Below are 24,448 nucleotides of genomic sequence, written 5' to 3'. Positions count from 1 at the left end.
TATCGCGCAGGCGAAATCCCTATAATTGCCGCGTTTGACGCTACGGCGTCGTCCTTCCTTAACATCCAGGTCAATCAGGTCGCTAAATTTATGACTGATAAGTCTCATCAGTGCGTCATTATCGGCATCGCCGGCGCATCAGCTTCAGGTAAAAGTCTTATTGCCAGTACGCTTTATCGCGAACTGCGCGAACAAGTTGGTGATGAGCATATCGGCGTCATACCCGAAGACTGCTATTACAAAGACCAATCTCATCTTTCGATGGAAGAGCGCGTTAAGACCAACTATGACCATCCGAACGCGATGGATCACAGCCTGCTGTTCCAGCATTTAGAGGCGCTGAAAAGCGGCCAGGCCATTGAGCTGCCGGTTTACAGCTACGTCGAGCATACTCGCCTCAAGGAGACCGTTCGCATTGAGCCGAAGAAGGTCATCATTCTGGAGGGCATTCTCCTGCTGACGGACGCGCGCCTGCGCGAATCGATGAACTTCTCTATCTTCGTCGATACCCCGCTGGATATCTGCCTGATGCGCCGTATTAAGCGCGATGTCAACGAGCGCGGCCGCTCAATGGACTCCGTGATGGCGCAGTATCAAAAAACCGTGCGCCCGATGTTCCTGCAATTTATTGATCCTTCCAAGCAATATGCCGATATTATCGTCCCTCGTGGCGGCAAAAACCGTATCGCCATTGATATCTTAAAAGCGAAAATCAGCCAGTTTTTTGAATAAGCCGTGCGAATTGTGTACCGTTCAGAGATAACCTGGTTTTGCCCTGAGCCTGTACGGCGTCAGGGCGCGATGCACGAAAGGAGAGAGTGCCATGCGTCTTTGTGACCGTGATATAGAAGCCTGGCTGGATGAAGGCCGCCTGTCTATTACCCCGCGTCCGCCGGTGGAGCGTATTAACGGCGTCACCGTCGACGTGCGTTTGGGGAATAAATTCCGCACCTTCAGCGGCCATACTGCACCGTTTATCGACCTGAGCGGGCCGAAAGATGAAGTCAGTGCGGCGCTTGACCGGGTGATGAGCGACGAAATTGTTCTTGAAGACGGCGAGGCGTTTTATCTTCATCCTGGCGAACTGGCGCTGGCCGTGACCTTTGAGTCGGTCACGCTGCCGGCCGATCTGGTGGGCTGGCTTGACGGACGCTCCTCGCTGGCGCGCCTGGGGCTGATGGTCCACGTGACCGCGCACCGAATCGATCCGGGCTGGTCAGGGCGCATTGTGCTGGAGTTTTTCAACGCCGGTAAACTGCCGCTGGCGCTGCGCCCGGGCATGATGATAGGTGCGCTCAGCTTTGAACCGTTAACGGGCCCGGCGGATCGTCCCTACAACCGCCGCCAGGACGCAAAATACCGCGATCAGCAGGGTGCGGTCGCCAGTCGTATTGATAAAGACTGATTGCTAGTCCACTGAGGATGCCATGAGAAGAGTTCTGACAACGCTGATGATTTTGCTGGTGGTGCTGGTGGCTGGCCTTTCAGCGTTGGTTCTGCTGGTAAACCCGAATGACTTCCGCACCTATATGGTGCGGCAGGTTGAGGCGCGCAGCGGTTACCAACTTAAGCTCGACGGGCCGCTGCGCTGGCACGTTTGGCCCCAGCTCAGCATTCTTTCTGGCCGCATGTCGTTGACCGCGCCGGGGGCGGCACAGCCGATCGTGGCGGCAGACAATATGCGCCTTGACGTGGCGCTCATTCCGCTCTTTTCCCATCAGCTTCAGGTCAATCAGGTGATGCTGAAAGGCGCGGTGATTCAGCTGACGCCGCAAACGGAAGCCGTACGCCAGCCGGACGCGCCGGTGGCACCGCGAGAAAATACGCTTCCTGACGTGCCGTCCGACACCGGCTGGTCGTTTGACATCGCGACCCTGAAGGTGGCCGACAGCGTGCTGGTCTTCCAGCACGAAAGCGACGAGCAGGTCACCGTTCGCGGCATCAACCTAAAAATGGAGCAGGATGCGAACCACGTCGGCACGCTCGATTTTTCTGGCCGGGTCAATCGCGATCAGCGTGACCTGACCCTCTCCCTGAACGCCAACATCGATGCATCCGATTACCCCCATCGCCTGATGGCCGATATCCAGCAGATGAACTGGCAGCTGACCGGGGCTGACCTCCCAGCCAAGGGCATTACCGGCCAGGGCACCCTTCAGGCCGTGTGGCATGAAGAACAAAAGCAGCTGGAGCTGGACAAGCTCGACCTGCAGGCCAACGACAGCAGCCTGAAAGGTCAGGCCAGCGTCCTGCTCGCCGAAAACCCTAAATGGGTCCTGGATCTCCAGTTCGACAAGCTGAACCTGGAGAATCTGCTTCCGCCGGAACCGGATAGCGCCGCAGCACTCGATAATGGACAGATCGGAAAAAACCCGATGTCGCAGTCGCGCCCGGTGATCTCCTCGAATCTCGAACAGCCTGACTACAACGGGCTGCGCGGCTTTACCGCCGATATTCTGCTGAAAGCCAACAGCGTGCGCTGGCGCGGCATTGACTTCACCGACGTCAGCGGCCAGATGTTTAACCACGGCGGCCTGCTGGTGATTTCCGAGCTGGCGGGCAAGATGGGGGCAGGGAATATCTCACTGCCGGGCACGCTGGACGTGCGCACGGATACCGCCAGCGCGGAGTTCAAGCCGCGCCTTGAAAACGTAGAGATTGGTACGATCCTCAACGCCTTTAACTATCCGATTGCGCTGACGGGGAAAATGTCGCTGGCAGGGGACTTCTCCGGCACCAAAATTGACGCCGAGGCGTTCCGCCGCAGCTGGCAGGGCCAGGCGCACGTTGCGCTCAAGGATACCCGCATGGAAGGGCTTAACTTCCAGCAGCTGGTGCAGCAGGCGGTCGAGCGCAGCAGCAGCGTGAAGGCGCAGGAGAATTATGACAGCGCCACGCGTCTCGACAGCTTTAGCACCGACCTGACGCTGAACAATGGAAACCTGTCCCTGAACGGGATGCAGGGCACGTCCTCTATGCTGGCGCTGACCGGGTCCGGCACGATGGACCTGGTAAAAGAGACGGCGGACACCCGCTTCAACGTTCGCGTGCTGTCAGGCTGGGAAGGGCAAAGCGAGCTGATTGATTTCCTGAAGGTTACGCCGATACCGCTCACCGTTTACGGTAAATGGCAGGCGCTGAACTACAGCCTGCAGGTCGACCAGATCCTGCGTAAGCATCTGCAGGATGAGGCAAAACGCCGCCTGAACGAGTGGGCGGATCGCAACAAGGATTCGCAGAACGGGAAGGACGTGAAGAAGCTGCTGGATAAGCTTTGATAGCGCGAGTGCCGGGTGGGATGTGCGGCCTGATGCCCTCACCCAAGCCCTCTCCCACGGGGAGAGGGAGTATTCGGTGCCAGACTGTAATTTGTGGGGAACCCTCAGCCCACGGGGAGAGGGGGCAAACAGTAAAAACGGCAACGGCGTTGCCGTTTTGCTTTTATCTACACTTCATAATCCAGGTCATCCTCACCGCGCAGCGGAATAAGCTGCACCTTCTGCACGCGGTGGCTTTCAACCTGCAGCGTCTTAATCATGTAATCCCCCACCTGAACCTCTTCGCCCGGCGTGGGGATACGCTGCAGGTACTCCATGAGCAGCCCCGCGATGGTGTGGTACTCGCGCTTCTCATCAAGCGGCAGAGGAACAAACTGCACCAGATCTTCAAGCGGCATATGGCCGTTTGCCGTCCAGGTGCCGTCGGCGTTCTTCTGGATATCGTGACGGGCGTCGATCTCGTCCACCTCGTTCGGTAAATTCCCGGCGATGGTCTCCATCACGTCGCTGAGCGTCACCAGACCCTCCACGGAACCAAATTCATCCACCACGAACGCAAAGTGGGTGCGCGCGTTGCGGAACTGCTCCAGCGCGGAGAGCAGCGGTAGCCCCTCCGGGAACACCAGCGGCTGGCGCACCAGCGCGCGCAGGTTGAGCGGCTCGCCGTGAAGCTGCTGCTGCAGCAGGTCGATCACGTGCACCACGCCCAGCAGCTCCTCTTCCTCTTCACCGCCGGTGACCACCACGCGGGTGTGCTGATTTTTGTCCAGCAGGGCGCGCACGTGCTCTTCGGGCGCCGTCAGGTCGATATGCTCGATATCGTGGCGCGAGGTCATAATGCTGCTGACCGTACGCTGGTTCAGGTTCAGCACCCGCTCGATCATCCTCCGCTCCTGCGGGTTAAAGATCGGCTCGTCGCGATGGTCGGCCAGCATCGCGGAGGATTCCGCATCCAGCTCCGCGTCCTCTTTTTTCCCGCTGAGCAGGCGCATCACCGTGTCGGCCGTGCGCTGGCGCAGCGTCTGGTTGGCGGAGAGGAAGCGGCGGCGGTTAAACGACGCCAGCTGGTTAAGCGCTTCGATAATCACCGAGAAGCCAATCGCCGCGTACAGATAGCCTTTAGGAATGTAGAAGCCGAACCCGTCGGCCACCAGGCTAAAGCCGATCATCAGCAGGAAGCTCAGGCAGAGGATCACAATGGTCGGGTGGCTGTTCACAAACCGCGTCAGCGCCTTGCTGGCCATCACCATCAGCGTAATGGCGATGATCACGGCGGCCATCATTACCGCGAGGTGGTCCACCATCCCGACGGCGGTGATCACCGAGTCCAGCGAGAAGACGGCGTCCAGCACCACGATTTGCGCCACCACCGGCCAGAATTTGGCGCCCCGGCGCTGGGTCGGGTTTTCGCTGTCCTTGCCCTCAAGCCGCTCGTTGAGCTCCACCGTGGCTTTGAACAGCAGGAACAACCCGCCGAACAGCATGATCAGGTCCCGGGCGCTAAAGCTCAGGCCGTGAACGGTGAAGAGGGGAGTGGTCAGCGTCACCAGCCAGGAAATTGACGCCAGCAGCAGCAGGCGCATCACCATCGCCAGCAGCAGGCCGGTGACGCGCGCGCGGTCACGCTGCGCAGGGGGCAGTTTTTCCGCGAGGATAGCGATAAAAACCAGGTTATCAATACCGAGGACTAATTCAAGAACAACCAGCGTAACCAGCCCGGCCCAGATTGATGGATCGGCAATCCATTCCATAGTAATAGCAATACCTTCTGTTGTATGACCAATGTCACACTTCGATCATGGATAATATGCAGGAAAAATGCAATGCCATGCTGAGATTTCTCTTAATACTGCCGAGATATAAGATCGCCAAATAATGTGTCTGTAAATAAGCCAGTTGCGCAGAATATATTACATAGTCACGTATTTAGGAAATATCGCAGGCCAGGGCTTTTAATAATATTTTGTCAATATAAAGAAAATCCTAAAACCACGAAAACTTGCGCTTAATATTATTCTTAAAAACCAATATTAGGACGGTTGTCTCCTTGCCTGCTATTAGGTTAGCTGCAACAATTCTCCCAGCATCAAATGTTAAATTTCCTTGTTGCTATTATTGTTTCGGTCTGACGAGAAGGTTATTCATTTTCAGCCGACGTCAAACGTTGCTGAACTATTTTCCAAAAGACCTCATCCAAGAGGGAGTTTATCCATAACACATTGTTTAGTCAGTGGATTGGTAACTGAAAGCCAAGGGCGGTAGCGTGCCCGAAAGCGTGTGAGTCAGCCTCAATTATTCTGTCAATAGCCAATGGATGAATAAGCTTTTTTTAGGACTGATGCCAGTTATATTTCTTTCGTGTTAACTGCATTCTGAATGACATAACGATCCGCGCTTATTTAATTTGCACAGGATAATTACTCTGCCAAAGTGATAAATAATCAATGATGAAATCCAAAATGAAATTGATGCCATTATTGGTGTCTGTGACCTTGATGAGTGGTTGCACGGTGTTTCCCGGCAGCAATATGTCAACAATGGGAAAGGATGTGATTAAACAGCAGGATGCTGATTTTGACCTCGACAAAATGGTGAATGTGTATCCGTTAACCCCGCGTCTGGTTGAACAATTACGCCCGCGTCCAAATGTTGCGCAGCCGAATATGTCCCTGGATCAGGAAATCGCCAACTACCAGTATCGCGTCGGGCCGGGTGACGTCATTAACGTGACCGTCTGGGACCACCCCGAACTCACCACGCCAGCGGGTCAGTACCGCAGCTCAAGCGACACCGGCAACTGGGTGCAGTCTGACGGGACGATGTTCTATCCGTACATTGGCAAAGTGCATGTGGCAGGCAAAACGCTTGCCGAGATCCGTAGTGATATTACCGGCCGCTTAGCGCAGTACATCGCCGACCCGCAGGTAGACGTTAATATCGCCGCGTTCCGCTCGCAGAAAGCCTACATTTCCGGCCAGGTGAACAAGTCCGGCCAGCAGGCCATCACCAACGTTCCGCTGACCGTGCTGGACGCTATCAACGCCGCCGGCGGCCTGACCGACGGCGCCGACTGGCGCAACGTGGTGCTGACGCACGGCGGAAAAGAGCAGCGCATCTCGCTCCAGGCGCTGATGCAAAACGGCGATCTGACGCAAAACCGCCTGCTTTATCCGGGCGACATTCTCTACGTGCCGCGCAACGACGATCTGAAAGTGTTCGTGATGGGCGAAGTGAAGAAGCAGAGCACGCTCAAAATGGACTTCAGCGGCATGACCCTGACCGAAGCGCTGGGCAATGCGGAAGGCATCGACCTGACCTCCTCCAACGCCAGCGGCATCTTCGTGATCCGCCCTCTGAAGGACGACGCCAGCAGCAAAGGCAAGATTGCCAACATTTACCAGCTCGATATGTCCGACGCCACCTCGCTGGTGATGGCAACGTCGTTCCGCCTCCAGCCTTATGACGTGGTGTATGTCACTACCGCGCCGGTTGCCCGCTGGAACCGCCTGATCAACCAGTTGCTGCCAACCATCAGTGGCGTTCGCTACATGACGGATACGGCGCGCGACATTCACACCTGGTAAGCCGCGATGTTTAACAAAATTTTGGTGGTATGCGTGGGGAACATTTGCCGTTCCCCAACGGCTGAACGTCTGCTGAAGCAGTACCAGCCTGCGTTAACGGTTGATTCTGCGGGTCTGGGCGCGCTGGTCGGCAAAGGCGCCGACGAACGCGCCTCAAACGTCGCTCTGGATCATCACCTCTCCCTCGACGGGCACGTTGCCCGCCAGGTCACCGGCCGGATGTGTCGGGAATATGACCTGATCCTCGCGATGGAAAAGCGCCACATTCACGCGCTTTGCGATATCGCACCCGAAATGCGCGGCAAGGTGATGCTCTTTGGCCACTGGGACGGCGAGCGCGAAATTCCCGACCCGTATCGCAAGAGCCGTGAGGCATTTGAGGCGGTATACACCTTACTTGACCAGTCTGCCCAACAGTGGGCGCAGGCACTGAAAGCTCAGCAGGGATAACATGACAGAAAAAACAAAACCTTCTGCCGCCCCGACGTCGGGCAGTGATGAAATTGATATTGGCCGCCTGGTTGGCACCGTTGTCGAAGCGAAGTGGTGGGTGCTTGGGATCACTGCCGTATTTGCCGCCGCCGCGGTGATCTATACGCTTTTCGCCACCCCGATCTACAGCGCCGACGCGCTGGTGCAAATCGAACAAAACACCGGCAACTCGCTGGTGCAGGATATCGGCTCCGCGCTGGCGAACAAGCCGCCAGCATCCGACGCTGAAATTCAGCTGATCCAGTCGCGCCTGGTGCTGGGTAAAACGGTTCACGACCTCGGACTCGACATCTCCGTGACCAAAAATACCTTCCCGATCTTCGGCGCGGGCTGGGACAGGCTCATGGGCCGCAGCAATGACACGGTAAAAGTGAGCGATTTCGTGCTGCCGAAAGGGGCAGGCGACCAGACCTTCACCCTTACCGTGCTAGGGCCAACCCGGTATCAGCTAACCAGCGACGCGGGCTTCAGCGCGCGCGGTGAAGTTGGGCAGATGCTGACCAAAGACGGCGTGAGCATGCGGGTCAGCGCGATCCACGCGCAGGAGGGCGGCGAGTTTACCGTCACCAAATTCTCCACGCTCGGGATGATCAACAACCTGCAAAACAACCTTACCGTGACGGAAAACGGCAAAGACACCGGCGTGCTGAGCATGACCTTTACCGGGGAAGATAAGGATCAGATCCGCGACATCCTCAACAGCATCACCCGCAACTACCTTGAGCAGAACGTTGAGCGCAAGTCGGCCGAGGCTGCGAAAAGCCTGGCCTTCCTCGGTAAACAGCTCCCGGAGGTGCGTGCTCGTCTGGACGACGCCGAAAACAAGCTGAACGCGTTCCGCCAGGATAAAGACTCCGTTGACCTGCCGCTGGAAGCGAAGTCCGTTCTCGACTCGATGGTCAACATCGACGCCCAGCTGAACGAGCTGACCTTTAAGGAAGCGGAGATCTCCAAGCTCTATACCAAGCGCCATCCGGCCTACCGCACGCTGCTGGAAAAACGCCAGACGCTGGAAGAAGAGAAGGCGAAGCTTAACAACCGCGTGACCGCCATGCCGAAAACGCAGCAGGAGATCGTTCGCCTGACGCGCGACGTGGAGTCCGGCCAGCAGGTTTACATGCAGCTGCTGAACAAGCAGCAGGAGCTGAAGATCACCGAGGCCAGCACCGTTGGCGACGTGCGCATCGTTGACCCGGCCATCACCCAGCCCGGCGTGCTGAAGCCGAAGAAGGCGCTGATTATTTTCGGCAGCATTATTCTCGGCCTGATGCTCTCCATCGTCGGCGTGCTGCTGCGCTCCCTGTTCAACCGCGGTATCGAAAGCCCGCAGGTGCTGGAGGAGAACGGTATCAGCGTCTACGCCAGCATCCCGCTGTCCGAGTGGCAGAAGTCGCGTGACAGCGTGAAAACCGTGAAGGGCGTTAAGCGCTACAAGCAGAGCCAGCTCCTTGCCGTGGGTAACCCGACCGACCTGGCGATTGAAGCGGTGCGCAGCCTGCGTACCAGCCTGCACTTCGCCATGATGCAGGCCAAGAATAACGTGCTGATGATGACCGGCGTCAGCCCGTCGATTGGTAAAACCTTCGTCTGCGCCAACCTGGCGGCGGTGGTGAGCCAGACCAACAAGCGCGTGCTGCTGATCGACTGCGATATGCGTAAGGGCTATACCCACGAGCTGCTGGGCACCAACAACGTTAACGGCCTGTCTGAAATTCTGCTCGGCAAAGGGGAAATCAGCGAAAGCGCCAAGCCGACCTCGATTCCTAAGTTCGACCTGATCCCGCGCGGCCAGGTGCCGCCGAACCCGTCCGAGCTGCTGATGAGCGAGCGCTTTACGCAGCTGATTGAATGGGCGAGCAAACACTATGACCTGGTGCTGATCGATACCCCGCCAATTCTGGCCGTGACCGATGCCGCCGTCGTGGGCCGCCATGCGGGCACCACGCTGATGGTGGCGCGCTATGCGGTGAACACGCTGAAGGAAGTGGAAACCAGCCTCAGCCGATTCGAGCAAAACGGCATCGAGGTGAAAGGGGTGATCCTGAACTCCATCTTCCGCCGCGCGACCGGTTATCAGGATTACGGGTATTACGAGTACGAATATAAGTCTGACAGTAAATAACAAAATACCCACACCCCTCACCCTAACCCTCTCCCCACAGGGGAGAGGGGACTGTCCGGTGCGGGAGTTTGGGTATGAACATAATGACGACTACTGACTGCCTTTCACCCTCTCCCCTTTGGGGAGAGGGCTGGGGTGAGGGGAAGACCATGAACACACAACGCCCTTTAATTTCAATCTACATGCCGACATGGAACCGTCAGCAGCTGGCGATCCGCGCCATTAAGTCGGTGTTACGTCAGGATTACGATAACTGGGAGCTGATTATCGTCGACGACTGTTCATCCTCCTTCGAGCAGCTGCAAAAGTTCGTCGCCGACCTCAACGACCCGCGCGTGATGTATACGCACAACGCCATCAACTCCGGGGCGTGCGCGGTGCGCAACCAGGCGATTATGCAGGCGAAGGGCCAGTACCTGACCGGTATTGACGATGACGACGAGTGGACGCCAAACCGCCTGTCGATTTTCCTGTCGCACAAGGCGCAGCTGGTGACGCACGCGTTTTTATATGCCAACGACTACGTCTGCCAGGGCGAGGTGTACTCGCAGCCCGCGAGCCTGCCGCTGTACCCGAAATCGCCGTACTCTCGCCGCCTGTTCTACAAGCGCAACATTATTGGCAATCAGGTCTTTACCTGGGCGTGGCGTTTTAAGGAGTGTCTGTTCGATACCGAGCTGAAGGCGGCGCAGGATTACGACATCTTCCTGCGCATGGTGGTGGAGTACGGCGAGCCGTGGAAGGTAGAGGAAGCCACGCAGATCCTGCACATCAACCACGGCGAAATGCAGATTACCTCGTCGCCGAAAAAATTCTCCGGCTACTTCCACTTTTACCGCAAGCACAAGGACAAGTTCGACCGCGCCAGCCGTAAATATCAGCTCTTCACCCTTTACCAGATCCGCAACAAGCGCATGAACTGGCGCACGCTGATGACGCTGCTGTCGGTACGCAACGGCAAGCGTCTGGCCGACGGGCTTCGGGGGAAATAATGTTTCTGGAAGATTGCCGCGCAAATAGCTGGAGCCTGCGCCCGTGCTGCATGGTTCTGGCCTATCGCATCGCGCACTTTTGCTCCGTATGGCGCAAGAAAAACGTGCTGAACAACATTTGGGCCGCGCCGGTGCTGGTGCTGTACCGCATCGTCACCGAGTGCATTTTTGGCTATGAGATTCAGGCTGCTGCCACCATCGGCCGACGCTTCACCATTCACCACGGCTATGCCGTCGTCATCAACAAGTTTGTCGTCGCGGGGGATGACTTCACCATTCGCCACGCCGTGACCATCGGCAACCGCGGGCCGGACAGCCTGGCCTGCCCGGTCATTGGCAATAACGTCGAACTCGGCGCCAACGTGGTGATGATCGGGGAGATTACCGTGGGCAATAACGTGACGATTGGCGCAGGCAGCGTGGTGCTGGACAGCGTTCCCGACAACGCGCTGGTGGTGGGCGAGAAGGCCCGCGTGAAGGTGATTAAATGAACATTCTGCAATTTAACGTACGCCTCGCAGAGGGCGGGGCGGCAGGCGTGGCGCTGGATCTGCACCAGCGCGCGCTGCAACAGGGACTTCAGTCGCGCTTTGTCTACGGCTACGGCAAGGGCGGCAAAAAAAGCGTCAGCCACGACAGCTATCCGCACGTCGTAAAGCAGACGCCGCGCCTGACCTCAATGGCCAACATCGCCCTGTTTCGCCTGTTCAACCGCGATCTGTTTGGCAACCTCAACAACCTTTACCGCACGGTCACCCGCACCAGCGGCCCGGTTGTGCTGCATTTTCACGTGCTGCACAGCTACTGGCTGAATCTGGAAGAGGTGGTGTCGTTCTGTGAAAACGTGCAGGCCCACAAGCCGGACACTCGCTTCGTCTGGACGCTGCACGACCACTGGAGCGTGACCGGGCGCTGCGCCTTTACCGACGGCTGCGAAGGCTGGAAAGATAACTGCCAGAAATGCCCGACGCTCAGCAACTATCCGCCGGTGAAGGTGGATCGCGCCCACCAGCTGGTAGCCGACAAGCGCCAGCTGTTCCGCGAGATGCTTTCGCTCGGATGCACCTTTATTTCACCTAGCCAGCACGTGGCGGACGCCTTTAACAGCCTGTACGGGGCAGGGCGCTGCAAAATTATCAATAACGGCATCGACGTGGCGACGGAAGAGATTCTGGCAGAGCTCACGCCGGTTGCGCAGACCGCAGGCAGGCCGAAAATTGCCGTGGTGGCGCACGACCTGCGCTACGACGGCAAAACTAACCAGCAGCTGGTGCGCGACATGATGGCGCTCGGCGACAAGATTGAGCTGCATACCTTCGGCAAATTTTCACCGTTTGACGGGGCCAACGTGGTGAACCACGGGTTTGAAACCGACAAGCGTAAGCTGATGAGCGCGCTGAATGAAATGGACGCGCTGGTGTTCAGCTCGCGCGTCGACAACTACCCGCTGATCCTCTGCGAAGCGCTTTCCATCGGCGTGCCGGTGATTGCGACCCACAGCGACGCGGCGCGTGAGGTGCTGGAAAAATCGGGCGGTAAAACCTTTGCGGAAAACGAGGTGCTGCCGCTGGTGCAGATGCCGAAGGCGGAGATTGCGCAGGCCGTTTTTGGCACTGACCTGGAATCGTTCCGCAAGCGCAGCCGCAAGGCCTACAGTGGACAACAGATGCTGGAGGAGTATGTCTCGTTCTATCAGAATCTGTAGCTATCTGCTGCTGCCGCTGATCTACCTGCTGGTCAACGTCAAGATTGCCCAGCTGGGCGAAAGCTTCCCGATTACCATCGTGACCTTCCTGCCGGTGCTGCTTTTACTCTACGTTGAGAAAATCAGCCTTAAGAAGCTGATGATCGCGCTGGGGCTTGGGTTTGGCCTGACGGCCTTTAACTACATCTTTGGCCAATCGCTGGATGCCAGCAAATACGTCACCTCCACCATGCTGTTCGTCTATATCGTGATTATTATCGGCATGGTGTGGAGTATTCGCTTTAAAACAATTTCTCCGCACAATTATCGGAAAATCCTCAGGTTCTTTTATATTGTCGTCGGGCTGATTGTTATGCTTGCCGCTATGGAGATGGCGCAAATTATTTTGACGGGCGGCAGCAGCCTGATGGAAATAATTTCGAAATATCTTATATACAGTAACAGCTATGTACTGAACTTCATTAAGTTTGGCGGGAAGCGTACTACGGCGCTTTATTTTGAACCGGCATTTTTCGCTCTGGCGTTAATCTCAATTTGGCTCAGCATCAAACAGTTTGGTATCAAAACCCCTAAGACCGATGCTATGATTCTTGCAGGAATTGTTCTGTCAGGATCGTTCTCAGGGGTAATGACATTTATCCTGTTTTACCTGCTGGAGTGGGCCTTTCAGTACCTGAACAAAGACGCGATTAAGAAAAAGCTGCCGCTGGCGATTATCTCCCTGACGGTATTTTTAGTTGGCGTGATATTTGCCTTCCCGTACATCTCTGAACGTCTGGGAGATTTGGGAACGGAAGGGTCATCATCTTATTATCGCATCATCGGTCCACTGGTGATGGTGGGTTATTCCTTAACCCATATTGATGGCGTAGTAAGATTCGGCTCACTTTATGAATATGTTGCATCATTCGGAATCTTTAACGGTGCGGACGTCGGAAAAACCATAGACAATGGTCTGTATCTGCTGATTATTTATTTTTCGTGGTTCGCCGTACTGTTGACCCTGTGGTATCTGTTTAAAGTTTTCAAAATGATGATTAACGCGTTTGGTGATAACCAAAACTTCCGCGTGCAGCTTTATCTTTTTACGCCGGTGTCGCTGTTTTTTACCGGGTCAATATTTAGCCCGGAATATGCTTTCTTGATTGTCTGTCCGTTTATTCTGCGCAAGGCGCTTAATATTACGAACGTATGACGAAATGAGGTGATTTATGTTTCTTAGCGTCATTACTGTCGCTTTTCGTAATTACGAAGGGGTGGTAAAAACCTGGCGCTCGCTGCGCAACCTGGCGCGCGATCCGAGTATCACCTTTGAGTGGATCGTGGTCGACGGCGGCTCAAACGACGGCACCGCAGAATTTCTGGAAAAACTCAACGGTGAGTTTAACTTACGCTACGTCAGCGAGAAAGATAAAGGCATCTACGATGCCATGAATAAAGGCATCGCCATGGCGCAGGGCCGTTACGCCATCTTCCTGAACTCGGGCGATGTGTTCCATAACGATGTCGCGCTGTTTGTCCGCCAGCTGGCCCGTCAGAAAAAAGAGGCGCTGTATATTGGCGATGCGCTGCTCGATTTTGGCGAAGGGAATAAAGTGCTGCGTAGCGCAAAGCCGGGCTGGTATATCTACCACAGCCTGCCGGCGAGCCATCAGGCTATTTTCTTTCCGGTAAAAGGTCTGAAAAAACAGCCTTACGATTTGCAGTATAAAGTGTCTTCCGATTATGCGCTGACCGCCAGCCTGTACAAGGCAGGCTATCCGTTCCGTCGAATTAAAGGGCTGGTGTCCGAATTTTCAATGGGCGGGGTGTCAACCTCGAATAATCTGGAATTATGTCAGGACGCAAAAAACGTGCAGCGCAAAATACTGCGCGTGCCGGGATTCTGGGCAGAGCTCTCTTATTACCTGCGCCTGAAAACGACGGGTAAAGCCAAAACCTTATATAACAAAGCCTGAGATATAAGGAAACGTAATGCAGGAATTAAACGGATTCTCCGTGCCGAAAGGTTTTCGCGGCGCGGGCGGAATTAAGGTGCAGCTGTGGTGGGCGGTGCAGGCAACGTTATTTGCCTGGTCGCCGCAGGTACTGTACCGCTGGCGCGCATTTTTACTGCGCCTGTTTGGCGCAAAAATAGGAAAAAACGTAGTTATTCGCCCATCGGTAAAAATTACCTATCCGTGGAAATTAACCCTCGGGGATTATGCCTGGGTAGGCGATGACGCGGTGTTATATACCCTTGGCGACATTACCATTGGCGCAAATTCGGTAGTCTCACAGAAGTGTTATTTGTGTACCGGCAGCCACGATTTTATGAGCCCGCATTTTGATATTACCGCCACGCCTATTGTGATTGGCGAAAAATGCTGGCTGGCAACGGACGTCTTTGTTGCACCCGGCGTTTCTGTTGGCGACGGCACGGTTATTGGTGCCCGCAGCAGCGTTTTTAAATCGCTACCGGCAAATAAAATTTGCCGTGGCAACCCCGCAGTGGTGATACGCGAACGCGTTGAAACTGAAAAACTTTGATAAGTACAGAGGAATATAAACATGTCTAAAGTCGCTCTCATCACCGGCGTTACCGGGCAGGATGGTTCTTACCTGGCAGAACTGCTGCTGGAAAAAGGGTATGAAGTTCACGGCATTAAGCGTCGTGCGTCTTCATTCAACACCGAGCGCGTGGATCACATCTATCAGGATCCGCACGCGGCAAACCCGAAATTCCACCTGCACTACGGCGACCTGACCGATACCTCCAACCTGACCCGCATCCTGCAGGAAGTGCAGCCGGATGAAGTGTACAACCTGGGCGCGATGAGCCACGTTGCGGTTTCTTTCGAATCCCCGGAATACACCGCAGACGTTGATGCCATGGGCACGCTGCGCCTGCTGGAAGCCATTCGCTTCCTCGGCCTTGAGAAGAAAACCCGCTTCTACCAGGCGTCCACCTCCGAGCTGTACGGCCTGGTGCAGGAAATCCCGCAGAAAGAGACCACGCCGTTCTACCCGCGCTCTCCGTACGCGGTCGCCAAACTGTACGCCTACTGGATCACCGTTAACTACCGTGAATCCTACGGCATGTACGCCTGTAACGGCATCCTGTTCAACCACGAATCCCCGCGCCGCGGCGAAACCTTCGTCACCCGCAAAATCACCCGCGCGATCGCCAACATCGCTCAGGGCCTGGAGTCCTGCCTGCACCTCGGCAACATGGATTCCCTGCGCGACTGGGGCCATGCGAAAGACTACGTGAAAATGCAGTGGATGATGCTGCAGCAGGAAAAACCGGAAGACTTCGTGATCGCCACCGGCGTGCAGTACTCCGTTCGCCAGTTCGTGGAAATGGCCGCGGCACAGCTGGGCATCAAGCTGCGCTTTGAAGGCACCGGCGTGGATGAGAAAGGTATCGTGGTATCCGTGACCGGGCACGACGCGCCGGGCGTGAAGCCGGGCGACGTAATCGTTCAGGTTGACCCGCGCTACTTCCGTCCTGCCGAGGTGGAAACCCTGCTGGGCGACCCAACCAAAGCGCACGAGGTTCTGGGCTGGAAACCGGAAACCACGCTGCAGGAGATGGTTTCCGAGATGGTGGCTAAAGATCTCGAAGCGGCGAAAAAACACTCCCTGCTGAAGTCCCATGGCTACGAGGTTGCCATCGCGCTGGAGTCCTGAGAATGACCAAACAACGTATTTTTGTTGCCGGCCACCGCGGCATGGTGGGCTCGGCGATTGTGCGCCAGCTTGAGCAGCGCGGCGACGTCGAGGTGATTGTCCGCACGCGCGACGAGCTAAACTTGCTCGACGGCAAAGCGGTGCAGGACTTTTTTGCCAACGAACGTATCGACCAGGTGTATCTGGCGGCGGCGAAGGTGGGCGGCATTGTCGCCAACAACACCTACCCGGCGGATTTCATCTACGAGAACATGATGATCGAGAGCAACATCATTCACGCGGCGCACCTGCACAACGTGAACAAGCTGCTGTTCCTCGGCTCATCCTGTATTTACCCGAAAATGGCGAAGCAGCCGATCGCCGAAAGCGAGCTGCTGCAGGGCACGCTGGAAGCGACCAACGAGCCCTACGCGATTGCCAAGATTGCCGGGATCAAGCTGTGCGAGTCCTACAACCGTCAGTACAACCGCGACTATCGCTCGGTGATGCCGACCAACCTGTACGGGCCGCACGATAATTTCCACCCGAGCAACTCGCACGTAATCCCGGCGCTGCTGCGCCGCTTCCACGAGGCGACCGCCGAGAGCGCGCCGGACGTGGTGGTGTGGGGCAGCGGCACGCCGATGCGCGAGTTCCTTCACGTGGACGACATGGCTGCGGCCAGCATTCACGTGATGGAGCTGGATCGCGAGGTGTGGCAGGAGAACACCGAGCCGATGCTGTCGCACATCAACGTGGGCACCGGCGTGGACTGCACCATCCGCGAGCTGGCGCAGACCATCGCGCAGGTGGTGGGCTACAAGGGCCGCGTGGTGTTTGACGCGACGAAACCGGACGGCACGCCGCGCAAGCTGCTGGACGTGACCCGTCTGCATCAGCTGGGCTGGTACCACGAGGTGTCGCTGGAGCAGGGGCTGGCCAGCACCTACCAGTGGTTCCTGGAAAACCAGCACCGCTTCCGGGGGTAACGATGTTTTTAAGTCAGGAAGATTTTGCCACGGTGGTGCGTTCCACTCCGCTCATCTCGATTGATTTGATCGTGGAGAACGAACGCGGCGAGTTCCTGCTGGGAAAACGAACCAACCGTCCCGCACAGGGCTTTTGGTTCGTGCCCGGCGGGCGCGTGCAGAAGGATGAGACGCTGGCAAACGCCTTTGAGCGTCTCACCCTGGCTGAGCTGGGCCTTCAGCTGCCGATGGCGGCGGGCCAGTTTTACGGGGTCTGGCAGCACTTCTATGACGATAACTTTTCAGGCACCGGGTTCACCACGCACTACATCGTGCTGGGGTTCCGCCTGAAGGTGACTCAGGCAGACCTGCGTCTGCCTGATGCCCAGCATGACGACTACCGCTGGCTGGCACCGGACGCGCTGCTGGCGAGCGATAACGTTCACGACAACAGTCGGGCCTATTTCCTCGCGGAGCGTCAGGCCGAGGTGCCGGGCTTATGAAGATCCTCGTTTATGGAATCAACTACTCGCCGGAGCTGACCGGCATCGGCAAATACACCGGCGAGATGGTCGAGTGGATGGCGAGCCAGGGGCACGACGTGCGGGTCATTACCGCGCCGCCGTACTACCCGGAGTGGAAGGTGGGCGAGCGCTACTCGAGCTGGCGCTACCGCCGCGAAGAGGGGGCCGCCACCGTCTGGCGCTGCCCGCTGTACGTGCCGAAGCAGCCTTCAACGCTCAAGCGGCTGCTGCATCTGGGCAGCTTTGCCCTGAGCAGCTTCTTCCCGCTGATGGCGCAGCGTCGCTGGAAGCCGGACCGCATTATCGGCGTGGTGCCGACGCTGTTTTGCACGCCGGGCATGCGCCTGCTGGGCAAGCTCTCCGGCGCGCGCACCCTGCTGCACATCCAGGATTATGAAGTGGACGCGATGCTCGGCCTGGGCATGGCGGGCAAAGGCAAGGGCGGCAGGGTGGCGAAGCTCGCCAGCGCCTTCGAGCGCAGCGGGCTGCACAACGTCGACTACGTTTCGACCATCTCGCGCTCGATGATGAACAAGGCGCAGGAGAAGGGCGTGGCGGCGGAAAAGGTGATCTTCTTCCCGAACTGGTCCGAAGTGGCGCGCTTTCGCGACGTGACGGAGCAAGACGCTCAGTCGCTGCGCGCCCGGCTCGGCCTGCCTGATGACCATAAAATCATTCTTTACTCGGGCAACATTGGTGAAAAGCAGGGGCTGGAGACCGTCATCGAGGCGGCGCTGCAGCTGAGCGCACGCCCGCTGACGTTTGCGATCGTCGGGCAGGGCGGCGGAAAGGCGCGGCTGGAAAAAATGGCGCGCGAGCGCGGCCTGACCAACGTGAAATTCTTCCCGCTGCAGTCCTATGACGCGCTGCCCGCGCTGCTGAAGATGGGCGACTGCCATCTGGTGGTGCAAAAACGCGGTGCGGCGGATGCGGTACTGCCCTCCAAGCTGACCAACATTCTGGCGGTGGGCGGAAACGCGGTGATCACGGCTGAAGCCGAGACGGAGCTGGGCCAGCTGTGCGACGGCTATCCGGGTATCGCCGTCTGCGTGGAGCCGGAGTCGGTTTCCGCGCTGGTGGCCGGAATCGAACGGGCGCTTGCCATGCCAAAAGAGAACACGGTGGCACGTGAATATGCCGAACGCACCCTCGAGAAAGAGAGCGTGCTGAGCCAATTTATTGCAGATATACGGGGATAAATCATGAGTCAAAGCAAACTGTATCCGGTCGTGATGGCTGGAGGCTCTGGTAGCCGGTTGTGGCCGCTGTCCCGCGTGCTCTATCCAAAACAGTTCCTCTGCCTGAAAGGGGATCTCACCATGCTGCAAACGACGGTTAACCGTCTGCACGGCGTGGAGTGTGAAAGCCCGGTGGTGATTTGTAACGAACAGCACCGCTTTATCGTTGCCGAGCAGCTGCGCCAGCTGAACAAACTCACCGAAAATATCATTCTGGAGCCTGCCGGACGAAACACCGCACCGGCCATCGCCCTGGCGGCGCTGGCGGCAAAGCGCAGCAGCCCGGACTGCGATCCGCTGATGCTGGTGCTCGCCGCTGACCACGTGATTCAGCAGGAAGACGCCTTCCGTGACGCGGTGCGCGCGGCCATTCCGTATGCCGAACACGGCAAGCTGGTGACCTTCGGCATCGTGCCGGATCTCCCGGAAACCGGCTATGGCTACATCCGCCGCGGCGACGTGACGCCGGGCGAGGGCGACAGCGTGGCGTTTGACGTCGCGCAGTTCGTTGAAAAACCGAATCTGGAAACCGCGCAGGCCTACGTTGCCAGCGGGGAATATTACTGGAACAGCGGCATGTTCCTGTTCCGCGCCGGGCGTTATCTCGAGGAGCTGGAGAAATACCGTCCGGATATCCTGAACGCCTGCGAACGCGCGATGAACGTGACCGACCCGGATCTCGACTTTATCCGCGTCGACGAAAAATCCTTCCTCGCCTGCCCGGAGGAGTCCATTGACTACGCCGTGATGGAGCGCACCGCCGACGCGGTGGTGGTGCCGATGGACGCGGGCTGGAGCGACGTTGGCTCATGGTCATCCCTGTGGGAGATCAGCGCGCATACCCCGGAGGGTAACGTCCACCATGGTGATGTGATCAGCCATAAAACGGAAAACAGCTACGTGTATGCCGAGTCCGGGCTGGTGACCACGGTGGGCGTGAAGGATCTGGTGGTGGTGCAAACCAAAGACGCCGTGCTGATTGCCGACCGTAACGCGGTGCAGGACGTGAAGAAGGTCGTGGAGCAGATCAAGGCCGACGGCCGCCACGAGCACCACATTCACCGTGAGGTTTATCGTCCGTGGGGCAAATACGACTCCATCGACGCGGGCGAGCGCTATCAGGTGAAACGCATCACCGTGAAGCCGGGCGAGGGGCTGTCGGTGCAGATGCACCATCACCGCGCCGAGCACTGGGTGGTGGTGGCGGGTACCGCCAAAGTGACCATCGACGGTGACGTAAAGCTGCTCGGTGAGAACGAATCTATCTACATTCCGCTGGGCGCGACGCACTGCCTCGAAAACCCGGGGAAAATTCCGCTCGACCTGATTGAGGTGCGCTCCGGATCGTATCTGGAAGAAGACGACATCGTTCGCTTCCAGGACCGCTACGGCCGGGTGTAGCACCGTTTTAACGCCGGATGACGCTTCGCTTATCCGGCCTACGAATGAATAAAAACAATTTTGCCTGTTAATCGGGCGGGCCAACTGTTGCCTGAAAAAGGGGTCATCATGGAAAAGTTAACCTGTTTTAAAGCCTACGATATCCGCGGCAAGCTGGGCGAAGAGCTGAACGAAGACATTGCGTGGCGAATCGGCCGCACGTACGGCGAATACCTGAAGCCAGAAACCATCGTGCTGGGCGGCGACGTGCGCCTGACCAGCGAATCCCTGAAGCTGGCGCTGGCCAAAGGGCTGCAGGACGCGGGCGTGGACGTGCTGGATATCGGCCTGTCCGGCACCGAAGAGATTTACTTTGCCACCTTCCACCTGGGCGTGGACGGCGGTATCGAAGTGACCGCCAGCCATAACCCGATGGACTACAACGGCATGAAGCTGGTGCGCAAGGGCGCGCGCCCGATCAGCGGCGATACCGGCCTGCGCGACGTGCAGCGCCTGGCGGAAGCCAACGACTTCCCGCCGGTGGATGAAGCGAAACGCGGCAGCTACAGGCAGATCAATCTGCAAAAAGAGTATATCGACCACCTGCTCGGCTACATCAACGTGGCGAACCTGAAGCCGCTGAAGCTGGTGATTAACTCCGGCAACGGCGCGGCGGGCCCGGTAGTGGACGCCCTGGAGGCGCGCTTTAAGGCGCTGAACGTGCCGGTCACTTTCATCAAAGTACACAACACCCCGGACGGCAACTTTCCGAACGGTATTCCTAACCCGCTGCTGCCGGAGTGCCGCGACGACACCCGCAACGCGGTGATTGAGCACGGCGCGGACATGGGCATCGCCTTTGACGGCGATTTCGACCGCTGCTTCCTGTTCGACGAGAAAGGGCAGTTCATCGAGGGCTACTACATCGTCGGCCTGCTGGCGGAGGCGTTCCTCGAGAAGAACCCGGGCGCAAAAATCATTCACGATCCGCGTCTCTCCTGGAACACCGTCGACGTGGTGAGCGCCGCGGGCGGCGAGCCGGTGATGTCGAAAACCGGTCACGCCTTCATCAAAGAGCGCATGCGCGAAGAAGACGCCATCTACGGCGGCGAGATGAGCGCCCACCACTACTTCCGTGACTTTGCCTACTGCGACAGCGGGATGATCCCGTGGCTGCTGGTGACCGAACTGCTGTGCCTGAAGGGCCAGACGCTGGGCGAGCTGGTGCGCGACCGCATGGCGGCGTTCCCGGCGAGCGGTGAAATTAACAGCAAGCTGGCCGCGCCCGCCGAGGCGATTGCCCGCGTGGAGCACCACTTTGCGATCCACGCCCTGGAAATCGACCGCACCGACGGGATCAGCATGTCGTTCCCGCAGTGGCGCTTCAACCTGCGCTCGTCAAATACCGAGCCGGTGGTGCGCCTGAACGTGGAGTCGCGCGCGGATGCGGCGCTGATGGAAGCGCGAACGAAGGACATTTTGGCGCTGTTGAATCAGTAATACCAAAACCTAAAACCTGCCCCTCACCCTAACCCTCTCCCCAGAGAGGAGAGGGAACGTAAACACCCTCTCCCCTCTGGGGAGAGGGTTAGGGTGAGGGGCGGGGTTCGGGTTTTGAACTAAAGGAACAACGATGACGAATCTAAAAAAGCGCGACCGAGCGAGAACGAATGCATCGTTAATCTCTATGGTGCAGCGATTTTCTGATATCACCATCATGGTCGGCGGATTGTGGCTGGTGTGTCAGGTTAGCGGACAGCCGTTCTTATATATGCACCTGCTGATGGCGCTGATCGCGCTGGTGGTGTTCCAGATGATCGGCGGAATGACCGATTTTTACCGCTCGTGGCGCGGCGTGAAGATAACGACCGAGCTGATGCTGCTGCTGCAAAACTGGACCCTGAGCCTGATTTTCAGCGCCGGGCTGGTGGCCTTCAGCCATGCTTTCGATAACCGCCTCGTCACCTATCTGAGCTGGTATCTGCTCACCAGCGTTGGGATGGTGGTCTGCCGCTCGCTGATTCGCTTTGGCGCAGGCTGGCTGCGCAACCGCGGCTATAACACCCGCTACGTGGCCGTGGCCGGTGATTTGCCGGTAGGGCAGGTGCTGCTCGACAGCTTCCGCAAAGAGCCGTGGCTGGGCTTTGAGGTCGTCGGGGTTTATCACGATGCGAAGCCTGGCGGCGTGCCCGCGGAATGGGCGGGCAGCTACGATCAGCTTATCGACGACGCGAAGGCCGGTAAAATTCACAACGTCTATATCGCGATGCAGATGAAGGACGAGACGCGCATCAAAGCGCTGATGCGCGAGCTGGCGGATACCACCTGCTCGGTGATCCTCATTCCGGACGTCTTTACCTTCAACATCCTTCACTCCCGCATTGAAGAGGTGAACGGCGTTCCCGTCGTTCCGCTGTACGACACGCCGCTGTCAGGCATCAACCGCGTGCTGAAGCGCGCGGAAGATATTGTGCTTTCGTCGCTGATCCTGCTGCTGATCTCCCCGGTGCTGTGCTGCATTGCGCTGGCGGTGAAATTGACCTCGCCTGGCCCGGTGATCTTCCGCCAGACCCGCTACGGCATGGACGGCAAGCCGATCATGGTGTGGAAATTCCGCTCCATGAAGGTGATGGAAAACGACAAGGTGGTCACCCAGGCGACGCAAAACGATCCGCGCGTAACCCGCGTGGGCAACTTCCTGCGCCGCACCTCGCTGGACGAGCTGCCGCAGTTTATCAACGTCTTTACCGGCGGGATGTCCATCGTCGGGCCGCGTCCGCACGCGGTCGCCCACAACGAGCAGTACCGTTCGCTGATTGAGGGCTACATGCTGCGCCACAAGGTGAAGCCGGGCATTACCGGCTGGGCGCAGATCAACGGCTGGCGCGGCGAGACCGATACCCTGGAAAAAATGGAAAAACGCGTCGAGTTCGACCTGGAGTACATCCGCGAGTGGAGCCTCTGGTTTGATATCAAGATCGTCTTTCTGACCGTGTTCAAAGGTTTTGTTAACAAAGCGGCGTACTGAGATGAGCTTACGAGAAAAAACCATCAGCGGCGCGAAGTGGTCAGCGATGGCGACCATCGTCATCATCGGCCTTGGCCTGGTGCAAATGACGGTGCTGGCGCGCATCATTGATAATCACCAGTTCGGCCTGCTGACCGTCTCGCTGGTGATTATCGCCCTCGCCGATACGCTGTCCGACTTTGGTATTGCCAACTCGATTATCCAGCGCAAGGAGATTAGCCATCTGGAGCTGACCACGCTCTACTGGCTCAACGTTGGGCTGGGGATTGTTGTGTTTGTGCTGGTCTTCCTGCTGAGCGACGTGATTGCGCAGGTGCTCCACAACCCGGATCTGGCCCCGCTCATGCGCGCGCTGTCGTTCGCGTTTGTGCTGATCCCGCACGGGCAGCAGTTCCGCGCGCTAATGCAAAAAGAGCTGGAGTTCAACAAGATCGGCATGATTGAGACCAGCGCCGTGCTGGCGGGCTTTACCTTTACCGTGGTCAGCGCTCATTTCTGGCCGCTGGCGATGACCGCCATTCTCGGCTACCTGGTGAACTCCGCCGTGCGCACGCTGCTGTTCGGCTACTTTGGCCGCAAGATCTACCGCCCGGGGCTGCACTTCTCGCTGGCGTCCGTGTCGTCCAACCTGCGCTTCGGCGCGTGGCTGACGGCGGACAGCATCATCAACTACGTCAATACCAACCTTTCCACCCTGGTGCTGGCGCGCATTCTCGGGGCGAGCGTCGCGGGGGGCTACAACCTGGCCTATAACGTCGCCGTTGTGCCGCCGATGAAGCTGAACCCGATTATCACCCGCGTGCTGTTCCCGGCGTTCGCCAAGATCCAGGACGACACCGAGAAGCTGCGCGTGAACTTCTACAAGCTGCTCTCGGTGGTGGGGATTATCAACTTCCCGGTGCTGCTGGGGCTGATGGTCGTTTCCAGTAATTTCGTGCCGCTGGTGTTTGGCGAGAAGTGGAACAGCATCATTCCGATCCTGCAGCTGCTGTGCGTGGTGGGGCTGCTGCGCTCCGTGGGTAACCCGATCGGCTCGCTGCTGATGGCGAAGGCCCGCGTGGATATCAGCTTCAAGTTTAACGTCTTCAAAACCTTCCTGTTCATTCCGGCGATTATCGTCGGCGGGCATACGGCGGGCGCCATCGGGGTAACGATCGGCTTCCTGCTGGTGCAAATCATCAATACCGTGCTGAGCTACTTCGTGATGATCAAACCGGTGCTGGGCTCCAGCTACCGGCAGTACATCCTGAGCCTGTGGCTGCCGTTTTATCTTTCGCTGCCCACGCTTGCGGTGAGCTATGGCCTGGGCATCGTGCTCAACGGCCATCTGCCGCTGGCCGCGCTGCTGGCGGTGCAGGTCGCCGCGGGCGCGCTGGCCTTCGGCGTGATGATTGTGCTCTCGCGCAACGCGCTGGTGGTAGAGATGAAGCGCCAGTTTTGCCGTAACGAAAAAATGAAAACGCTGCTTCGCGCAGGCTAGTTCTTT

21 protein-coding genes are annotated in these 24,448 nt (G+C 57.7%); 20 read left to right on the top strand and 1 reads right to left on the bottom strand.

What is annotated here, in order from left to right:
• The first annotated feature begins 90 nt into the window (after nucleotides 1-90).
• From udk to asmA, 3 genes are all read left to right on the top strand, one after another.
• Nucleotides 91-732 (top strand): uridine kinase, encoded by a 642-nt coding sequence (udk, locus tag V1599_RS16925; RefSeq protein WP_112010440.1) that lies wholly within the window; start codon nucleotides 91-93, stop codon nucleotides 730-732.
• Nucleotides 733-823: 91 nt separating this feature from the next.
• Complete coding sequence (dcd, locus tag V1599_RS16920) at nucleotides 824-1,405, top strand: dCTP deaminase (RefSeq protein ID WP_112010441.1); 582 nt, start codon at nucleotides 824-826, stop codon at nucleotides 1,403-1,405.
• 22 nt (nucleotides 1,406-1,427) lie between these two features.
• Nucleotides 1,428-3,278 carry an outer membrane assembly protein AsmA gene (gene asmA / locus V1599_RS16915; RefSeq protein ID WP_112010442.1) on the top strand — a complete coding sequence of 617 codons (1,851 nt, stop codon included), beginning with the start codon at nucleotides 1,428-1,430 and terminating at the stop codon, nucleotides 3,276-3,278.
• A gap of 167 nt (nucleotides 3,279-3,445) precedes the next feature.
• On the opposite strand, the gene V1599_RS16910 is transcribed toward asmA, so the two are convergent.
• Nucleotides 3,446-5,029 carry a TerC family protein gene (locus V1599_RS16910; protein ID WP_112010443.1) on the bottom strand — a complete coding sequence of 528 codons (1,584 nt, stop codon included), beginning with the start codon at nucleotides 5,027-5,029 and terminating at the stop codon, nucleotides 3,446-3,448.
• Nucleotides 5,030-5,722: 693 nt separating this feature from the next.
• Here V1599_RS16910 and V1599_RS16905 point away from each other — a divergent pair.
• From V1599_RS16905 to wzxC, 17 genes are all read left to right on the top strand, one after another.
• Nucleotides 5,723-6,862, top strand: coding sequence for a polysaccharide export protein (locus V1599_RS16905; RefSeq protein ID WP_112010444.1), 1,140 nt, complete (start codon nucleotides 5,723-5,725; stop codon nucleotides 6,860-6,862).
• 6 nt (nucleotides 6,863-6,868) lie between these two features.
• Nucleotides 6,869-7,312 carry a low molecular weight protein-tyrosine-phosphatase Wzb gene (gene wzb / locus V1599_RS16900; RefSeq protein ID WP_112010445.1) on the top strand — a complete coding sequence of 148 codons (444 nt, stop codon included), beginning with the start codon at nucleotides 6,869-6,871 and terminating at the stop codon, nucleotides 7,310-7,312.
• A 1-nt stretch (nucleotide 7,313) separates the two neighbouring features.
• Entirely contained in the window at nucleotides 7,314-9,476 is a 2,163-nt protein-coding gene (wzc, locus tag V1599_RS16895) for a tyrosine-protein kinase Wzc (protein ID WP_395300483.1), read from the top strand.
• A 149-nt stretch (nucleotides 9,477-9,625) separates the two neighbouring features.
• On the top strand, nucleotides 9,626-10,468 hold the full coding sequence (gene wcaA / locus V1599_RS16890) for a colanic acid biosynthesis glycosyltransferase WcaA (RefSeq protein ID WP_395300482.1): 843 nt from the start codon (nucleotides 9,626-9,628) through the stop codon (nucleotides 10,466-10,468).
• Nucleotides 10,468-10,959, top strand: a complete 492-nt coding sequence (wcaB, locus tag V1599_RS16885) for a colanic acid biosynthesis acetyltransferase WcaB (RefSeq protein WP_395300481.1) — start codon at nucleotides 10,468-10,470, stop codon at nucleotides 10,957-10,959. The genes wcaA and wcaB overlap by 1 nt, the downstream gene beginning before the upstream one ends.
• A complete protein-coding gene (gene wcaC / locus V1599_RS16880; protein WP_395300480.1) occupies nucleotides 10,956-12,173 on the top strand; it encodes a colanic acid biosynthesis glycosyltransferase WcaC in 1,218 nt (405 codons plus the stop codon). Before wcaB ends, wcaC begins: the two co-directional genes overlap by 4 nt.
• Nucleotides 12,148-13,368 carry a colanic acid polymerase WcaD gene (wcaD, locus tag V1599_RS16875; protein ID WP_297122498.1) on the top strand — a complete coding sequence of 407 codons (1,221 nt, stop codon included), beginning with the start codon at nucleotides 12,148-12,150 and terminating at the stop codon, nucleotides 13,366-13,368. The genes wcaC and wcaD overlap by 26 nt, the downstream gene beginning before the upstream one ends.
• Nucleotides 13,369-13,384: 16 nt before the next feature.
• The gene (gene wcaE / locus V1599_RS16870; protein ID WP_297121780.1) at nucleotides 13,385-14,131 is read left to right on the top strand and encodes a colanic acid biosynthesis glycosyltransferase WcaE; all 747 of its coding nucleotides are present in this window, start codon (nucleotides 13,385-13,387) and stop codon (nucleotides 14,129-14,131) included.
• Nucleotides 14,132-14,147: 16 nt separating this feature from the next.
• Nucleotides 14,148-14,702 carry a colanic acid biosynthesis acetyltransferase WcaF gene (gene wcaF / locus V1599_RS16865; protein ID WP_297121778.1) on the top strand — a complete coding sequence of 185 codons (555 nt, stop codon included), beginning with the start codon at nucleotides 14,148-14,150 and terminating at the stop codon, nucleotides 14,700-14,702.
• 21 nt (nucleotides 14,703-14,723) lie between these two features.
• Nucleotides 14,724-15,845: a GDP-mannose 4,6-dehydratase gene (gene gmd, locus V1599_RS16860; RefSeq protein ID WP_297121775.1), complete on the top strand. Its 1,122-nt coding sequence runs from the start codon at nucleotides 14,724-14,726 to the stop codon at nucleotides 15,843-15,845.
• A gap of 2 nt (nucleotides 15,846-15,847) precedes the next feature.
• Nucleotides 15,848-16,813 carry a GDP-L-fucose synthase gene (locus V1599_RS16855; protein WP_112010454.1) on the top strand — a complete coding sequence of 322 codons (966 nt, stop codon included), beginning with the start codon at nucleotides 15,848-15,850 and terminating at the stop codon, nucleotides 16,811-16,813.
• A gap of 2 nt (nucleotides 16,814-16,815) precedes the next feature.
• Entirely contained in the window at nucleotides 16,816-17,295 is a 480-nt protein-coding gene (locus tag V1599_RS16850) for a GDP-mannose mannosyl hydrolase (protein WP_112010455.1), read from the top strand.
• The gene (gene wcaI / locus V1599_RS16845; RefSeq protein ID WP_395300479.1) at nucleotides 17,292-18,515 is read left to right on the top strand and encodes a colanic acid biosynthesis fucosyltransferase WcaI; all 1,224 of its coding nucleotides are present in this window, start codon (nucleotides 17,292-17,294) and stop codon (nucleotides 18,513-18,515) included. Before V1599_RS16850 ends, wcaI begins: the two co-directional genes overlap by 4 nt.
• 3 nt (nucleotides 18,516-18,518) lie before the next feature.
• Nucleotides 18,519-19,955, top strand: coding sequence for a mannose-1-phosphate guanyltransferase (gene cpsB / locus V1599_RS16840; RefSeq protein ID WP_395300478.1), 1,437 nt, complete (start codon nucleotides 18,519-18,521; stop codon nucleotides 19,953-19,955).
• A 108-nt stretch (nucleotides 19,956-20,063) separates the two neighbouring features.
• On the top strand, nucleotides 20,064-21,434 hold the full coding sequence (cpsG, locus tag V1599_RS16835) for a colanic acid biosynthesis phosphomannomutase CpsG (protein ID WP_395300477.1): 1,371 nt from the start codon (nucleotides 20,064-20,066) through the stop codon (nucleotides 21,432-21,434).
• A gap of 133 nt (nucleotides 21,435-21,567) precedes the next feature.
• The gene (wcaJ, locus tag V1599_RS16830) at nucleotides 21,568-22,962 is read left to right on the top strand and encodes an undecaprenyl-phosphate glucose phosphotransferase (protein WP_112010459.1); all 1,395 of its coding nucleotides are present in this window, start codon (nucleotides 21,568-21,570) and stop codon (nucleotides 22,960-22,962) included.
• Between the two features lies 1 nt (nucleotide 22,963).
• Nucleotides 22,964-24,442 (top strand): colanic acid undecaprenyl disphosphate flippase WzxC, encoded by a 1,479-nt coding sequence (wzxC, locus tag V1599_RS16825; protein ID WP_395300476.1) that lies wholly within the window; start codon nucleotides 22,964-22,966, stop codon nucleotides 24,440-24,442.
• Nucleotides 24,443-24,448 lie beyond the last annotated feature (6 nt).

It is taken from the genome of Enterobacter sp. ECC-175, from assembly GCF_043968675.1.
Lineage (GTDB): Bacteria > Pseudomonadota > Gammaproteobacteria > Enterobacterales > Enterobacteriaceae > Enterobacter.
This window is presented reverse-complemented; position numbering and strand designations above follow the sequence as displayed.

Bases quoted from the DNA above. Each gene is read 5' to 3' on its own strand.
- udk (WP_112010440.1), top strand. From the start codon at position 91: ATGACTGATAAGTCTCATCAGTGCGTCATTATCGGCATCGCCGGCGCA.
- dcd (WP_112010441.1), top strand. From the start codon at position 824: ATGCGTCTTTGTGACCGTGATATAGAAGCCTGGCTGGATGAAGGCCGC.
- asmA (WP_112010442.1), top strand. From the start codon at position 1,428: ATGAGAAGAGTTCTGACAACGCTGATGATTTTGCTGGTGGTGCTGGTG.
- V1599_RS16910 (WP_112010443.1), bottom strand. From the start codon at position 5,029: ATGGAATGGATTGCCGATCCATCAATCTGGGCCGGGCTGGTTACGCTG.
- V1599_RS16905 (WP_112010444.1), top strand. From the start codon at position 5,723: ATGATGAAATCCAAAATGAAATTGATGCCATTATTGGTGTCTGTGACC.
- wzb (WP_112010445.1), top strand. From the start codon at position 6,869: ATGTTTAACAAAATTTTGGTGGTATGCGTGGGGAACATTTGCCGTTCC.
- wzc (WP_395300483.1), top strand. From the start codon at position 7,314: ATGACAGAAAAAACAAAACCTTCTGCCGCCCCGACGTCGGGCAGTGAT.
- wcaA (WP_395300482.1), top strand. From the start codon at position 9,626: ATGAACACACAACGCCCTTTAATTTCAATCTACATGCCGACATGGAAC.
- wcaB (WP_395300481.1), top strand. From the start codon at position 10,468: ATGTTTCTGGAAGATTGCCGCGCAAATAGCTGGAGCCTGCGCCCGTGC.
- wcaC (WP_395300480.1), top strand. From the start codon at position 10,956: ATGAACATTCTGCAATTTAACGTACGCCTCGCAGAGGGCGGGGCGGCA.
- wcaD (WP_297122498.1), top strand. From the start codon at position 12,148: ATGTCTCGTTCTATCAGAATCTGTAGCTATCTGCTGCTGCCGCTGATC.
- wcaE (WP_297121780.1), top strand. From the start codon at position 13,385: ATGTTTCTTAGCGTCATTACTGTCGCTTTTCGTAATTACGAAGGGGTG.
- wcaF (WP_297121778.1), top strand. From the start codon at position 14,148: ATGCAGGAATTAAACGGATTCTCCGTGCCGAAAGGTTTTCGCGGCGCG.
- gmd (WP_297121775.1), top strand. From the start codon at position 14,724: ATGTCTAAAGTCGCTCTCATCACCGGCGTTACCGGGCAGGATGGTTCT.
- V1599_RS16855 (WP_112010454.1), top strand. From the start codon at position 15,848: ATGACCAAACAACGTATTTTTGTTGCCGGCCACCGCGGCATGGTGGGC.
- V1599_RS16850 (WP_112010455.1), top strand. From the start codon at position 16,816: ATGTTTTTAAGTCAGGAAGATTTTGCCACGGTGGTGCGTTCCACTCCG.
- wcaI (WP_395300479.1), top strand. From the start codon at position 17,292: ATGAAGATCCTCGTTTATGGAATCAACTACTCGCCGGAGCTGACCGGC.
- cpsB (WP_395300478.1), top strand. From the start codon at position 18,519: ATGAGTCAAAGCAAACTGTATCCGGTCGTGATGGCTGGAGGCTCTGGT.
- cpsG (WP_395300477.1), top strand. From the start codon at position 20,064: ATGGAAAAGTTAACCTGTTTTAAAGCCTACGATATCCGCGGCAAGCTG.
- wcaJ (WP_112010459.1), top strand. From the start codon at position 21,568: ATGACGAATCTAAAAAAGCGCGACCGAGCGAGAACGAATGCATCGTTA.
- wzxC (WP_395300476.1), top strand. From the start codon at position 22,964: ATGAGCTTACGAGAAAAAACCATCAGCGGCGCGAAGTGGTCAGCGATG.